This window comes from Ligilactobacillus hayakitensis DSM 18933 = JCM 14209 (assembly GCF_000615845.1).
Classification (GTDB): domain Bacteria; phylum Bacillota; class Bacilli; order Lactobacillales; family Lactobacillaceae; genus Ligilactobacillus; species Ligilactobacillus hayakitensis.
In genome coordinates, this window is sequence record NZ_BAML01000034.1 from 1 (window position 1) to 13,683 (window position 13,683).

At 34.3% G+C, this 13,683-nt stretch carries 10 protein-coding genes, 14 tRNA genes, 1 riboswitch and 1 other annotated feature; of the genes, 2 read left to right on the forward strand and 22 right to left on the reverse strand.

Translation table 11 applies throughout. The annotated features are described in order from the left end of the window. Window positions 1-195 precede the first annotated feature (195 nt). Complete coding sequence (locus JCM14209_RS07395) at window positions 196-477, forward strand: hypothetical protein (protein ID WP_025022861.1); 282 nt, start codon at window positions 196-198, stop codon at window positions 475-477. Between the two features lie 43 nt (window positions 478-520). Here JCM14209_RS07395 and pepV read toward each other — a convergent pair whose 3' ends face one another. Then, window positions 521-1,912, reverse strand: coding sequence for a dipeptidase PepV (gene pepV / locus JCM14209_RS07400; protein ID WP_025022862.1), 1,392 nt, complete (start codon window positions 1,910-1,912; stop codon window positions 521-523). Window positions 1,913-2,016: 104 nt separating this feature from the next. Here pepV and JCM14209_RS07405 point away from each other — a divergent pair, with 104 nt between their 5' ends. Beyond that, window positions 2,017-2,862 (forward strand): NAD(P)H-hydrate dehydratase, encoded by an 846-nt coding sequence (locus JCM14209_RS07405; protein WP_025022863.1) that lies wholly within the window; start codon window positions 2,017-2,019, stop codon window positions 2,860-2,862. Between the two features lie 97 nt (window positions 2,863-2,959). On the opposite strand, the gene thiD is transcribed toward JCM14209_RS07405, so the two are convergent. The 21 genes from thiD to JCM14209_RS07510 all read right to left on the reverse strand — a co-directional run bounded on the left by thiD (window position 2,960) and on the right by JCM14209_RS07510 (window position 13,654). Then, window positions 2,960-3,754: a bifunctional hydroxymethylpyrimidine kinase/phosphomethylpyrimidine kinase gene (thiD, locus tag JCM14209_RS07410; RefSeq protein ID WP_025022864.1), complete on the reverse strand. Its 795-nt coding sequence runs from the start codon at window positions 3,752-3,754 to the stop codon at window positions 2,960-2,962. A 113-nt stretch (window positions 3,755-3,867) separates the two neighbouring features. Next, window positions 3,868-4,251, reverse strand: coding sequence for a VOC family protein (locus JCM14209_RS07415; protein ID WP_025022865.1), 384 nt, complete (start codon window positions 4,249-4,251; stop codon window positions 3,868-3,870). Between the two features lie 12 nt (window positions 4,252-4,263). Beyond that, the gene (locus JCM14209_RS07420) at window positions 4,264-4,989 is read right to left on the reverse strand and encodes a 16S rRNA pseudouridine(516) synthase (protein ID WP_025022866.1); all 726 of its coding nucleotides are present in this window, start codon (window positions 4,987-4,989) and stop codon (window positions 4,264-4,266) included. Continuing rightward, the gene (locus JCM14209_RS07425; RefSeq protein ID WP_025022867.1) at window positions 4,990-6,666 is read right to left on the reverse strand and encodes a putative polysaccharide biosynthesis protein; all 1,677 of its coding nucleotides are present in this window, start codon (window positions 6,664-6,666) and stop codon (window positions 4,990-4,992) included. 126 nt (window positions 6,667-6,792) lie between these two features. After that, complete coding sequence (locus tag JCM14209_RS07430; RefSeq protein ID WP_025022868.1) at window positions 6,793-8,139, reverse strand: amino acid permease; 1,347 nt, start codon at window positions 8,137-8,139, stop codon at window positions 6,793-6,795. A gap of 180 nt (window positions 8,140-8,319) precedes the next feature. Next, window positions 8,320-10,734: a leucine--tRNA ligase gene (gene leuS, locus JCM14209_RS07435; RefSeq protein ID WP_025022869.1), complete on the reverse strand. Its 2,415-nt coding sequence runs from the start codon at window positions 10,732-10,734 to the stop codon at window positions 8,320-8,322. 59 nt (window positions 10,735-10,793) lie between these two features. Then, window positions 10,794-11,005, reverse strand: a binding site (T-box leader). A gap of 41 nt (window positions 11,006-11,046) precedes the next feature. Further along, on the reverse strand, window positions 11,047-12,240 hold the full coding sequence (metK, locus tag JCM14209_RS07440; protein ID WP_025022870.1) for a methionine adenosyltransferase: 1,194 nt from the start codon (window positions 12,238-12,240) through the stop codon (window positions 11,047-11,049). Continuing rightward, window positions 12,238-12,329, reverse strand: a riboswitch (SMK box riboswitch). It overlaps the preceding gene by 3 nt. 120 nt (window positions 12,330-12,449) lie before the next feature. Next, window positions 12,450-12,523 (reverse strand) — tRNA-Asp (locus JCM14209_RS07445). A 4-nt stretch (window positions 12,524-12,527) separates the two neighbouring features. Continuing rightward, window positions 12,528-12,601, reverse strand: a tRNA-Met gene (locus JCM14209_RS07450). A 12-nt stretch (window positions 12,602-12,613) separates the two neighbouring features. Beyond that, a tRNA-Glu gene (locus JCM14209_RS07455) sits at window positions 12,614-12,685 on the reverse strand. A 3-nt stretch (window positions 12,686-12,688) separates the two neighbouring features. Next, a tRNA-Ser gene (locus tag JCM14209_RS07460) sits at window positions 12,689-12,776 on the reverse strand. A 7-nt stretch (window positions 12,777-12,783) separates the two neighbouring features. Next, window positions 12,784-12,858 (reverse strand) — tRNA-Ile (locus JCM14209_RS07465). A 6-nt stretch (window positions 12,859-12,864) separates the two neighbouring features. Beyond that, window positions 12,865-12,935 (reverse strand) — tRNA-Gly (locus JCM14209_RS07470). Between the two features lie 14 nt (window positions 12,936-12,949). Next, window positions 12,950-13,022 (reverse strand) — tRNA-Phe (locus JCM14209_RS07475). A gap of 4 nt (window positions 13,023-13,026) precedes the next feature. After that, a tRNA-Asp gene (locus JCM14209_RS07480) sits at window positions 13,027-13,100 on the reverse strand. 4 nt (window positions 13,101-13,104) lie between these two features. Further along, window positions 13,105-13,178 (reverse strand) — tRNA-Met (locus JCM14209_RS07485). Between the two features lie 10 nt (window positions 13,179-13,188). Continuing rightward, a tRNA-Ser gene (locus JCM14209_RS07490) sits at window positions 13,189-13,278 on the reverse strand. A gap of 38 nt (window positions 13,279-13,316) precedes the next feature. Continuing rightward, window positions 13,317-13,390: transfer RNA gene (locus tag JCM14209_RS07495), tRNA-Ile, on the reverse strand. Window positions 13,391-13,397: 7 nt separating this feature from the next. Further along, window positions 13,398-13,471: transfer RNA gene (locus tag JCM14209_RS07500), tRNA-Met, on the reverse strand. 30 nt (window positions 13,472-13,501) lie between these two features. Beyond that, window positions 13,502-13,575: transfer RNA gene (locus tag JCM14209_RS07505), tRNA-Pro, on the reverse strand. Window positions 13,576-13,580: 5 nt separating this feature from the next. Then, window positions 13,581-13,654: transfer RNA gene (locus tag JCM14209_RS07510), tRNA-Arg, on the reverse strand. Window positions 13,655-13,683: the final 29 nt, after the last annotated feature.

The window sequence follows — 13,683 nt, forward strand, 5'->3', positions numbered from 1 at the left end:
TGTTAACTTCCTAATTTATATATTAGTAATTTCTTATGTATTATAAAACAATATATTTATAGTTATTTTTTAAACTTTCGATAAATATACAATCAGTATAATTTTTAACGCAAAAAAAATTATTATTTTTTTTAATTTTTTTGATTTTTAATATGCTATTATGTAGATATATGACAAAATAACGAAGGTGATTATATGTTTTTATCAACAACTAACTTAAATCAATCATACATTTTAAAAGGAATTGTTAATGCTACAGTCAAAAAAACCTTAAAAGCTGAAGAAATCGACGAAGTGGATCAATTTGATATTTTATACAAACAGGTTCAACAAAAATTGGAAGTTGCTGCGAGTGACTTGGGGGCAGATGGTGTTATTGATGTTCGTTTTGAACCTCAAATTGTTCGCGTTTCTGTTGGCCCTAAATACATGCTTTTACATGGTTATGGTACTGCTATTAGCTTTCCCAAAAAATAGTAAAAAGAGACTGAAATTTGATATTTCAGTCTCTTTTTACTATTTATTTAATTAATTCGTAAATTGCTTCAGCGTAAATTTCAATAGAACGATATAAATCTTCTAATTCCATATATTCATTTGCTTGGTGCATAGTGTCTACAGCTCCTGGGAATTGGGCTCCAAATGCTACCCCACGTTCAAGTAAACGTCCGTATGTTCCACCACCAACAACTCGGCCTTTTGCTTCTTGACCAGTTTGTTTTGAATATACTTTCAATAATGTTTGAACTAACTCATCATCTGGAGAAACATAGTGCGGTACCATTGCTTTTCCTTTAACAAAATCATCTGCGCCAAATTCTTTTGCAACTTTACTTACTGCATCAAAGATTACTTTGTCTTCAATACCTTTTGGATAACGGAAATTCAATGTAATTGAACCACCATTACTATCAAAGTTGAAAATTCCGGCGTTCATTGTTAAGTCACCCATTACGTCATCAGTAAAGGCTAATTCAAAATTGTTCATTCGTGAATCTAAATGTAATTTTTGACCAGCAAATGTTAAGAATCTTAAGGCTTCATCATCTTCCATAAATGGCATTAAGAATTGGGCCAAGAATGTTCCCGCATTTAATCCATTTCTTGGTTCTTGAGCATGGGCAGCTTTACCAACTAAATATACTTCCACTTGATCATCATTAGCTGTTACTTGGCCATCAAGCTCATTTGCTGCAACAAATTTAGCAAATGCTTCTTTAATCTCATTTAAAGAAACGCCTTCAAGAATAGCTTTAGCATCCCCTGGAACCATATTATCACGTAACCCAGAAGTAAAGCTTACTAATTTTGTAGATGCTACTTTTGGAAATTTAACTTCCATCGTGAAGTTCCCTTTTTCACCATTGATAATTGGGAACATTGCATCAGGAGAAAATCCAATAGTTGGCTTTGGTAATTTTTCAAAGTAATGTGTCATTCCACGCCAACTACTTTCTTCATCAGTACCTAAAATAAATCTAACTTTCTTACTTACGGGTAATCCTAATTCTTTGATAATTTTTAATCCATAGTATGCCGCCATACTTGGTCCTTTATCATCAGAGGCACCACGAGCATAGATGCGGCCATCTTTAATTGTTGGTTCAAACGGATTTGTTTCCCATCCTTTACCAGCTGGCATAACATCAACATGGGCTAAAATTCCTAAATCTTCTTTACCATCACCAAACTCAATATGTCCTGCTAAACCATCAAATTCTTCAGTTTTAAAACCATCTTTTTCAGCAATAGTTAAAAATTCATCTAAAGCAGCTTTTGGACCAGGTCCAAGTGGTGCATCAGCAGTTGCTATAGATTCATCACGTACACTTTCAATTTTTAACATTCTTTGTAAATCTGCTAAGAAATCATCTTTTCTAGCTTCGACTTCTTTTTTCCAATCAATCGTCATAAAAACAATCCCTTCAAAAATTATTATTTCTTTTAATTTTACCATATCTAGTATCTTTCTTCTAAAAGATTTATACTAGAATAAAAGTTACAAGGTGGTATTTTATGATTATTTCAGATAAAATTCTAACAAAAATTATTCAACCAAGGCCCCTTCAATCTCACAAAGGTGATTTTGGACGTGTCTTAACCATTGGCGGAAACATAAATTATGGGGGCGCTATTATTATGGCGACTGCAGCAAGCGTTTCAAGCGGCGCCGGACTTGTTACTTGTGCAACCAACAAAGAAAACCTAACTGCTCTTCACGCTCGCGTTCCTGAAGCGATGTTTGTTAATTATTTTGATAAAATTGCCCTTAGTGACAGTATTGCAAGTGCTGACGTTATTATTTTAGGGCCTGGTTTGGGAGATGATATTCGCGCCCAGGAAATTGTCCAAGTTTGTTTAACAAATCTCAGAAGCAGACATACTTGTATTATTGACGGATCTGCAATTACAATAATTTCTCAAAATACCCATTTGAAAGAATTAGCAACTACAAGTGCTGCGCAAATAATTTATACGCCACATCAAATGGAATGGCAACGTTTAAGTCACATTTTAATTCCAGAACAAACAACTTCAACTTCTCAAAAAATCCAAGCGTTTCTTAACGCTACAGTTATCCTGAAAAAATACCATACAGAAATTTTCCACAAAAATAGGTTAATCAGCACTTTAGAGATTGGTGGTCCTTACATGGCAACTGGTGGTATGGGTGATACCCTCGCAGGGATTTTAGGTGGTTTTATTGCTCAATTTAATAAAAATCATAATTTGAACGAAATTATCGATGCAGCCGTTTATTTCCATACATATGTTGCCCAAGAATTAGCTAAAGAAAATTATGTGGTTCTTCCAACCAAATTAATTTCTCAGATTCCTGCAGTAATGAAAAAATTTGAATAACTTCTAGATTTTAATCTATTTAAAAAGACTTGATAATCACGTTTATAAAACGAAATTATCAAGTCTTTTATTACTGTTTATTTAAGTTATAACTTCACTAAATAAAATGATTAATTGGTCCAAACTTATGTCCAACTTCAATTTCATTTACTAAAGCTTCATACGTGTATTTTTGTGCTAATTTAATTGCATCTTCCATTGACTTACCAGTTGCTAAATGAGCAGCAATTGCAGCTGATAAAGTGTCCCCAGTTCCATTAAAATGGGTTGTTTGATAATAAGGATGATCTAACCAAAAATCTTTTCCATTTTCTAGTAATACATAATCGAAAACATCTGTTTGTCCTGGTTCATGTTTTCCTTTAATTATGATATTTTTAGCACCCATTTTTTGTAATTTTTTAGCTGCTGATTTAACATCTGATTTTGAATTTAGTTGCATTTCAGCCAATTTTTGTGCTTCATAATAATTGGGTGTTAATACTGTTGCTAATGGTATTAATTCTGTTCTTAAAGTTTGATAAGCATCCTCTTCAAGTAACATATTTCCATGTTTCGTAATAATTACTGGATCAACTACCAATGGACCAAAATCATATTTCTTATATGCTGCAACTACTGTATTAATTGTTGCTGTATCTCCAAGCATCCCTGTTTTAGCCGCTTTAATTTTAAAATCATCAGCTAAAACTTCAAATTGCTTCATGATAAATTCTTGTGGTAATCCCACACTTGCATGAATCCCATATGAATTTCCAGCAACACAAGCTGTTAGAACTGACATTCCATAAACTTTATGTGATAAAAATGTATTCATGTCAGCTTGCATCCCTGCAGATCCATCTGAATCTGATCCTGCTATGGTCATAACTTGTGGATACTCATTTACCATTTAATCACTCCCCTAAAAATATTTACAAAAATTATAACATAGGTTCACTTAAATATCATTTAAAAGAAATTACAAAAAATAGAATTACTGTAACAGTAACCCTATTTTAAAATTTATTCATGAATTTCTAATGGTTGTCCACTAGGATCAAAGAAAAATGCCATTTTTCTTTGATTAAAATCGTCATAGCGCAATTCTTCATGCTTAATATTTAAGCTATCAAATTCTGCTAACATTGCAGCTACATCATTTACTTTAAAAGCTAAATGCCGTAGCCCTTGATTTTCAGGAATTGGTAAGTGCGGCCTTTTGGGGGCATTAGGTTTAATAAATATTTCTAAAACTAAATTTCCACAACCGACATTAAATAAAATGTCATCTTTTCTTTCATGGTAATCAATTAATTTAAAACCTAATTTATTAACATAAAAATCATACATTTTTTCATAATCAGTACCAATGATTGCAATATGATGAATTAAATCTAAATTTTCCATTGAAACATGCTCCTACATTGTATTTGGAAAATATTTTTCTAGTGTAGCAACATCTACTTCCTGATATTCTCCAGATTTCAAAGTACTTGGTAACGTCAACTCACCAATTTTTAACCGATGTAACTCTAAGACTCTTTGCCCTAACGCACCAAACATACGTTTAATTTGATGATATTTACCTTCTGATATAACAATTTTTACATTGGATACATCTTTTATCTCATCATAACTTTCAATCACTAATTCAGCCGGTTTCAATTTTGTTCCATCTTTAAGAGTAATTCCTTGTTTAAAAAGAAGGGTCTCTTCTTTAGTAATTTCTCCTGTAACCAATGCTTGATAGGTTTTAGATACGTGTTTATTAGGTGCGAGAATATTATGGGCAAATTTTCCGTTATTCGTAATTATTAAAATTCCTGTCGTGTCCTTATCTAATCTTCCAACAGCAAACAAATCATCTCTAAAATCTTCTTTAGCTATCAAATCCATAACCGTCCGGTATAGTTTATCAGAATTAGCAGTAACAACACCCTTGGGTTTATTTAAAATATAGTAAAAATTATCTTTTACAATTATTTTTTCTCCTTGATATTGAACTTGATCATCGCTGAGATTTACTTTAAATTTGCTATCAGTTTGAACAATTCCATTAACCCTGATTAACCCTTTTTTTAAATCCTTTTTAGCTTGGGATCGAGTTAATTGAGTATAAGTACTGATAAATTTATCTAATCGCATCTATTTCACCCTTAATATTCGACGTAAACCATCTGATTTACTTTCACCAAGTACGTCATCAATTAATCTAGATTTTAGTGTTAGGTATGCATATACATATCCACCTAATCCTGCAGTAATTGCTAAAATAATCAATGCTTGGAACTTACTATGAACATTCATAAAATGACTTAAACCAAATGAAAGGATTAAAACAATCACAAACATAATCATGCTATAAATCATCATTAAATTAACATTTTTTTGAAGTTCATTAACTTGTAAATCATATTTATAATATAAGAATCTAAAACATAAAATATTACTTACAGTTAAACCAATTGCCGTTGAAGCTAATGGGCCATAAACGCCTAACATTATAATCAATGGCATTTGAATAATAAATTTAACAACTACACCATAAAATGCATATTTTATCGCAACTTTATTTTGATAAATTCCTTGCAACAAGGCTCCTAAAACCATAAATAATCCAATAAATAATGCAATATATGCTGAGAAAGCTAAGACATATATCCCAGTATAATCATATGGATAAAATAAAATATATAATGGTTTTGCAACTGCCGCCATCCCTAATGAAGCTGGCAACATAATAAAGAAAAATAATTCAAGGGCATCTATAATTGCCGTTGCAACATCTTTTTTATTTCCTTTTGTTATCGCCTTTGATAAAAGAGGAATTGCAGTATCTGCCATTGAAGCTGCAATTGAAATTGAAATCATAATTAATTTATTAGCATTCCCAGCAAATAATGCATACAATTCATTAATTTTTGCCATACTTAAGTTAGTAAATAATGACATAACATCTGGGAAGGTATATTGATCAAGTAAGTTATATATTGTTGTTGTAGAAGTTATTAAAATAAATGGGATTGATTGATAGATGATTTCTTTAATTAATTTACCATCTTTTACTTCTAATTCATTATTGCTGCTAGCTAATAATGAATTTAACTTACTTCTTCTTTTGAAGAAATAGTAAACTAATACTAATAACCCAGCAACTGCCCCAATAAAAGCAGCAAATGTTGAATAAACAACCGCAGTTTTATAAGATCCATGTTGCACATTTAAAATAAAATATGCTGAGGCTAACATAAAGATAATTCGAGCAAGCTGTTCAACAAATTGAGAAATCGCAAATGGCTCCATATCTAGATAGCCTTGGAAAAATCCGCGTGTCAAACTCATTACTGGAATTAATAACAACGTTAATGCCAATGAACGGTACACTGGAATTAATCTAGTATCACCTTGAGATATTAAAGGCGAGATTCCCCACAGAATTATCGCACTCATTAAACCAAAACCAAACATTACAACTAAACTTTTCTTAAAAAGCTGTCTTCCAACTCCATATTCATTTAGAGAATTGTAGTGTGCTACTTGTTTTCCTACCGCAGATGGTATTCCAGCAGTTGAAATCATTAAGAAAATTGCATATACATTATATCCTTTAGTAAATAATGCATTGGCTTGAAGATAATTATTTCCAAACCAAATTGCCCAAGGAATAATGTAAATTGCCCCTAAAATTCGCGAAAAGATACTACCGGCTGTCATCCAAGCAGAGCCTTTTAGCATCTCAGATTTAGAATTATTCTCCTGATTATGATTATCATTTTTCTGAGTAGAATTTTGAATAATTCCACTTTTAGTTTCTTCGTTCATTTGTATCTTCCTACTTCCAAATTTACTCAATTCCTTTATTTTAAAACATTTCTGAAATCGCTGCAAATTTTCTTGAAAACTTACAAATAAAAAAGAATTGAGTAACTTTACTCAACTCTTTTATCACTATTTATTACTTTTATTTTTATTAAATACAAAATAAATTAAAGCTAATCCCACAAACCAAACAATAGAAAATTCTAATGATGTCAAGGTACTCTTGCTAAATGCTAATAAAATTAGAACTCCAATAAAAAATAGAATGGTCAAGAAGTTACTAAATGGGTATAGTGGCATCTTGAATGTGCTATTTTTTTGAGGATTCAATTGACGATACTTGTAGTGGCACCACACTAAAGCAATCCATACAAATACAAAACTAACTGTTGCCACCCCTGAAATAATCTCAAAAACAGTTGCTGGTAAAGCATAGTTTAAAATTACTGCAATAAATAATACCAATGAAGATAAGATAAGGGAGTGAACTGGAACATTTCGCTTATTTGTTTGACTTAATTTAGCATTTGCATGTCCTCCTTTTGAAAGAACATAAGTTGTTCGACTAGTTGAAAAGATTGCACTATTACATGCAGATAAAGCTGCTGTTAAAACAACGAAATTAATAATTCCAGCAGCAAACTTAATTCCAATTCCTTCAAATACTTGTACAAATGGACTTGATGAAGTAACAATTTCATTCCAAGGATAGATACACATTAATACAAACATTGATCCAATGTAGAATAAACCAATTCTAATTGGTAATGAATTAATAGCTTGTGGTAAGTCTTTTTGTGGGTTAGCAGTTTCTCCTGAAGTTAATCCTACCATTTCAATTCCTGTGAATGCAAAGATTACCATTGGAAAAGCGGCAAAAAATCCATTAAAACCTTTAGGTAATATGCCTCCATGATTTACTAGATTACTTATAGTTACTTCACGACCACCCACATTTGCATGAGCAAACAATAAAATAACCCCAGTAGCGATTAATGCAATAATAGCTGCAACTTTAATACTTGAAAACCATGATTCCAAAGTACCAAATAATCCAACACTTAATAAATTAAATACTAATAAAATTAAGATAATTCCTAATGCGGTTACCCATTGAGGTAAATTAGGAAACCAGTATTTCAAATATATCCCACTCGCAGTTAAATCAGCCATCGCTAAACTCATCCAACAAAGCCAATAAGTCCAACCAATTATAAATTCCCAACTACGCCCCATATATCGCTTGATAAATTCAATAAATGAAGTTTTGGACAAGTCAGATAGGATTAACTCTCCAATTGCTCTCATCATAAAGAAACAAAAGATTCCTGCAATTAAGTACGCAATAATAATTGCGGGACCCGCCTTTTGAATCGCTGAACCAGATCCTAAAAATAAACCTGTTCCAATCGCACCACCAATTGCAATCATTTGTACGTGGCGATGCGTTAACGCGCGTGAAAGTTCATCTTTCATGTTTATAAACTCCGATCTCAATAATGTAAAAATCTGATATTTTTTATCAAGATTATTTACTCTTGATAACCAATCAAAATATTCAGTTTTCTTGTAATATTTTATAGCAACTAATATCAAAAATCAATTCCTACCAAATTAAAAAGAGCTAGGAAACTTCTTTCCTAACTCTTTTATCAATTACATTGCAACGATATTAACTAGTTTTCCTGGAACAGCAATGACCTTTTTAATTTCTTTTCCTTCAAGTAATTCTTGAATCTTTGGATCAGCCAATGCTAATTTTTCCATTTCTTCTTTTGTTGTATCCTTGCTAATTGTAAGGTGTTGACGTACCTTGCCAAGAATTTGTACAACAATTTCCACATTTGCTTCGACTAACTTAGCTTCATCAAATGTTGGCCATGTTGCGTAAGTAATGCTTTCTTCATGCCCTAGTTTATTCCATAATTCTTCTGCGATATGTGGAACAACCGGAGCGATTAATTTAACAAAACCTTCAACATATTCTAAAGGAAGTGAATCAGCTTTATTTGCATTGTTAACAAAGACCATCATTTGAGAAATAGCTGTATTAAAGCGCATTTCTTCAAAGTCTTCTGTTACTTTTTTAACTGTTTCGTTGTAAATTTTATCTAATTTACCATCATTTAACGTTGTAACTCTATCTCTTAAGTTATTATTTTCATCAATTAATAAGTTCCAAATACGATTGATAAACTTATTAGCACCACTTAAACCTTCTTCACTCCAAGGAATTGAAGCATCTAAAGGTCCCATAAACATTTCATATAATCTTAATGTATCTGCCCCATATTGTTCTACAATATCATCAGGGTTAACAACATTACCTTTAGACTTAGACATTTTTTCGTGGTTAGAACCAAGAATCATCCCTTGGTTAACTAATTTTTGGAATGGTTCTTTTGTTGGAACAACTCCAATATCATATAAGAATTTATGCCAGAATCGAGCATAAAGTAAGTGTAATACGGCATGTTCAGCCCCACCGACATATAGATCTGTAGGTAACCATTCTTTTAATTTTTCATAATCAGCTAATGCTTCTGAATTATGTGGATCAATGTAACGTAAGAAGTACCATGAACTACCTGCCCATTGTGGCATTGTATTAGTTTCACGTTTACCTTTACGACCGTTTTCATCAACCACATTTACCCAATCATCTAAGTTAGCTAATGGGCTTTCCCCTGTTCCTGAAGGCTTGATATCATTTGTTTTAGGAAGCATCAATGGCAATTCTTCTTCAGGAACTAATGTTGTTTCGCCATCTTCCCAATGGATTACAGGAATTGGTTCACCCCAATATCTTTGACGAGAAAATAACCAGTCACGTAAGCGATAGTTAACTTTCTTTTCGCCGCATCCCTCATTTTCAAGCCACTTAATCATCTTATCCATAGCTTCTTGTTTTTCTAATCCATTCAAGAAGTCAGAATTAATGTGGATACCATCTCCGGTATATGCTTCTTTAGTTATATCGCCACCATCAATAACTGGTACGATGTCCAATCCAAATTTAGTTGCAAATTCATAATCACGGTCATCATGTGCAGGCACAACCATAACTGCACCTGTTCCGTAAGTTGCTAACACATAATCAGCAATCCATACAGGGACTTTTTCACTGTTTACAGGATTAATCACATAACTACCTGTAAATACACCTGATTTAGTTTTAGCTAAATCTGTACGTTCAAGATCAGATTTATGTGATACCTCTTTAACATATGCATCAACTGCTTCTTTATTTTCTGCGGTTGTTAATTCTGAAACTAACTCATGTTCTGGAGCTAAGACTAATGCACTTGCACCAAAAATTGTATCTGGGCGAGTTGAGAATACTTCAATACTTGTGTCTTTTTTTCCATCAACTGCAAAACGGATTGAAGCTCCAATTGAACGGCCAATCCAATTACGTTGTTGTTCTTTAATTGCTTCTGGCCAATCTAAATCTTCTAAATCATCAATTAAACGATCAGCATAAGCAGTAATTTTTAAGACCCATTGACGCATTGGCTTGCGAATAACTGGAAAACCTCCACGTTCTGTCTTACCATCGATTACTTCTTCATTAGCAACAACAGTTCCTAAATCTGGACTCCAGTTAACAGGTACTTCTGCTTCGTATGCAAGACCACGTTTATAGAGTTGTTCAAAAATCCATTGTGTCCACTTGTAGTATGATGGATCTGTAGTATTAACTTCACGATCCCAGTCATAAGAAAGACCTAATGATTTAATTTGACGACGGAAATTGTTAATATTTTTCTTTGTAAATTCCCTTGGAGAATTTCCTGTATTTAAAGCATATTGTTCAGCAGGTAAACCAAAAGCATCCCATCCCATTGGATGTAATACATTATACCCTTGCATCCGTTTCATACGAGAAACGATATCTGTTGCTGTATATCCTTCAGGGTGCCCAACGTGTAGTCCTTGTCCTGATGGATAAGGGAACATATCTAACGCATAAAAGTTTTTCTTTTCCTTATCTGTTCCAGTTTTGAAAGTTTTATTTTCTTCCCAATATTTTTGCCATTTTTTTTCAACTTCTTTATGATTAAATGCCATCTTAGTATTTCCTTTCACAATATAATAAAAAAATCCTATACGAATGCAAATAAGCATTCACATAGGACGAATTAAACCGCGGTACCACCTAACTTCTAGTAATCAAATACTAGCTCTTTACTTTATAACGCAAGTACCGCTCTTATTTACTAATAATTATTTTCAATAAGAAACTCCGAGGCGAGTTCAAGATTAATAAATTACGTATTCTCAGCACCATACGCTCTCTGAAAATTTCTCAATCCCTACTATTCCTCATCATCGTTAAATATTAACTTTGATAATATCAAATAATCTCTAAATATTCAAGAATTAGTTTACTTTCAATATTGATTTTAACTCTTCTACTTTATCAGTTCTTTCCCATGGGAAGTCAACATCTGTTCTACCGAAATGTCCATATGCAGCTGATTTCTTATAAATTGGACGTTGCAAGTCGAGCATTTGAATAATTCCAGCTGGTCTAAGATCAAATACCTCACGGATTGCAGCAATTAATGCATCATCAGAAACTTTTGCTGTTCCAAAAGTATCAACAGAAATTGAAACCGGATGAGATACCCCAATTGCATATGCGAGTTGAATTTCTACTTGAGAAGCAATTCCAGCTGCAACAATGTTCTTAGCAACATATCTTGCAGCGTAACTAGCGGAACGGTCAACTTTAGTAGCATCTTTTCCTGAAAAAGCTCCACCACCATGATGAGCAAAGCCACCATAAGTATCAACGATAATTTTACGTCCTGTTAAACCAGCATCCCCTTGTGGGCCACCGATAACAAAACGACCTGTTGGATTAACGAAAATTTTTGTCTCTTCATCTAGATATTCATTCGGAATTACTTGATTAATAATTTTGTTAATTACATCTTCACGAATTACATCCAATTCAACCCCATCATCATGTTGAGTTGATAACACGATAGTATCTACTCTCACAGGTTTATTAGCTTCATCATATTCCATTGTTACTTGAGCTTTTGCATCAGGTCCTAAATAAGATAAAGTTCCATTCTTACGTAATTCAGCTTGTTTACGTGTTAATCTATGACTTAAAGCAATTGGTAGCGGCATTAATTCAGGTGTTTCATCGATTGCATATCCAAACATCATCCCTTGATCACCCGCACCAATTTGATCAAGCGGATCACTTTGGCCTTCTTTAATTTCTAATGATTCATCTACACCTTGAGCAATATCAGAAGATTGTTCATCAATTGCAGTTAGTACGGCACAATTATCACCATCAAAACCATATTTTCCATTAGTATATCCGATTTCCTTAATAGTTTGACGTACTACTTTTTGAATATCAACATACGCACTAGTTGATACTTCACCTACAACAACTACAAGCCCAGTTGTTACAGTAGTTTCAACTGCAACACGAGCTTTTGGATCTTCTTTTAGCATTGCATCTAAAATTGCATCACTAATTTGATCGGCAATTTTATCTGGGTGTCCTTCAGAAACAGATTCTGAAGTAAATAATCTTTTTTCTGTCATTTTGTATAATTCCCCCATTAATTCATATATTTTGGTTACAAGGCATCTTCGTAATAAACGAATCCTTTCGGGAATGATTTGTAACGATTATAAGTTTAACATATTTAAAACTCTAATAAAATATATTCTTATGATATCTTCATTACGTTATAAAATCCCATAAAATAAAAAAACCATCCTTTTGGATGGTTAAATAATATAGTCACAAACGGTCCATACCGGATTCGAACCGGTGGTCTCCTGCGTGACAGGCAGGCGTCCTAACCAACTAGACCAATGAACCAATATTGCGGGAGCCGGATTTGAACCAACGACCTTCGGGTTATGAGCCCGACGAGCTACCAGACTGCTCCATCCCGCGATAATATAAAAATGACCCGTACGGGATTTGAACCCATGTTACCGCCGTGAAAGGGCGGTGTCTTAACCACTTGACCAACGGGCCATACGGAGAAAGAGGGATTTGAACCCTCGCGCCGTGTTACCGACCTACACCCTTAGCAGGGGCGCCTCTTCAGCCACTTGAGTATTTCTCCATATAGATGGGCCTAAATGGACTCGAACCATCGACCTCACGCTTATCAGGCGTGCGCTCTAAACCAGCTGAGCTATAGGCCCATATAAAGCGGGTGACGAGAATCGAACTCGCGACAACAGCTTGGAAGGCTGTGGTTTTACCACTAAACTACACCCGCATATTAAAATTTGATGGCGCGGGACGGAATCGAACCGCCGACACAAGGAGCTTCAATCCTTTGCTCTACCGACTGAGCTACCGAGCCATTACGGTCCATACCGGATTCGAACCGGTGGTCTCCTGCGTGACAGGCAGGCGTCCTAACCAACTAGACCAATGAACCAATATTGCGGGAGCCGGATTTGAACCAACGACCTTCGGGTTATGAGCCCGACGAGCTACCAGACTGCTCCATCCCGCGATAATAAAAAAGGAGGATAAGAGATTCGAACTCTTGCGTGGTTTGACCCACCTGACGGTTTTCAAGACCGTTCCCTTCAGCCAGACTTGGGTAATCCTCCATATTCAACTAATAAAATCCAATGTAGAAAACCTACAATGGACCTTGTAGGACTCGAACCTACGACCGGACGGTTATGAGCCGTCTGCTCTAACCAACTGAGCTAAAGGTCCAAGTTAATCGCGGCAGGGGGAATCGAACCCTCGACCTCCCGGGTATGAACCGGACGCTCTAGCCAGCTGAGCTACACCGCGAAAACATAAACTCAATATAAAATATTGAAATCGGGAAGACAGGATTCGAACCTGCGACCCCTTGGTCCCAAACCAAGTGCTCTACCAAGCTGAGCTACTTCCCGATAAATGCACCCAGCAGGAGTCGAACCTGCAACCTTCTGATTCGTAGTCAGACACTCTATCCAGTTGCGCTATGGGTGCATATAAACATCACATAAGTGATGTTATTT

What these genes read in the sequence shown, in the direction of transcription:
- metK (WP_025022870.1), bottom strand. Translation starts at nt 12,240, where the DNA reads ATGACAGAAAAAAGATTATTTACTTCAGAATCTGTTTCTGAAGGACAC.
- JCM14209_RS07425 (WP_025022867.1), bottom strand. Translation starts at nt 6,666, where the DNA reads ATGAACGAAGAAACTAAAAGTGGAATTATTCAAAATTCTACTCAGAAA.
- JCM14209_RS07405 (WP_025022863.1), top strand. Translation starts at nt 2,017, where the DNA reads ATGATTATTTCAGATAAAATTCTAACAAAAATTATTCAACCAAGGCCC.
- JCM14209_RS07430 (WP_025022868.1), bottom strand. Translation starts at nt 8,139, where the DNA reads ATGAAAGATGAACTTTCACGCGCGTTAACGCATCGCCACGTACAAATG.
- JCM14209_RS07415 (WP_025022865.1), bottom strand. Translation starts at nt 4,251, where the DNA reads ATGGAAAATTTAGATTTAATTCATCATATTGCAATCATTGGTACTGAT.
- JCM14209_RS07395 (WP_025022861.1), top strand. Translation starts at nt 196, where the DNA reads ATGTTTTTATCAACAACTAACTTAAATCAATCATACATTTTAAAAGGA.
- JCM14209_RS07420 (WP_025022866.1), bottom strand. Translation starts at nt 4,989, where the DNA reads ATGCGATTAGATAAATTTATCAGTACTTATACTCAATTAACTCGATCC.
- pepV (WP_025022862.1), bottom strand. Translation starts at nt 1,912, where the DNA reads ATGACGATTGATTGGAAAAAAGAAGTCGAAGCTAGAAAAGATGATTTC.
- leuS (WP_025022869.1), bottom strand. Translation starts at nt 10,734, where the DNA reads ATGGCATTTAATCATAAAGAAGTTGAAAAAAAATGGCAAAAATATTGG.
- thiD (WP_025022864.1), bottom strand. Translation starts at nt 3,754, where the DNA reads ATGGTAAATGAGTATCCACAAGTTATGACCATAGCAGGATCAGATTCA.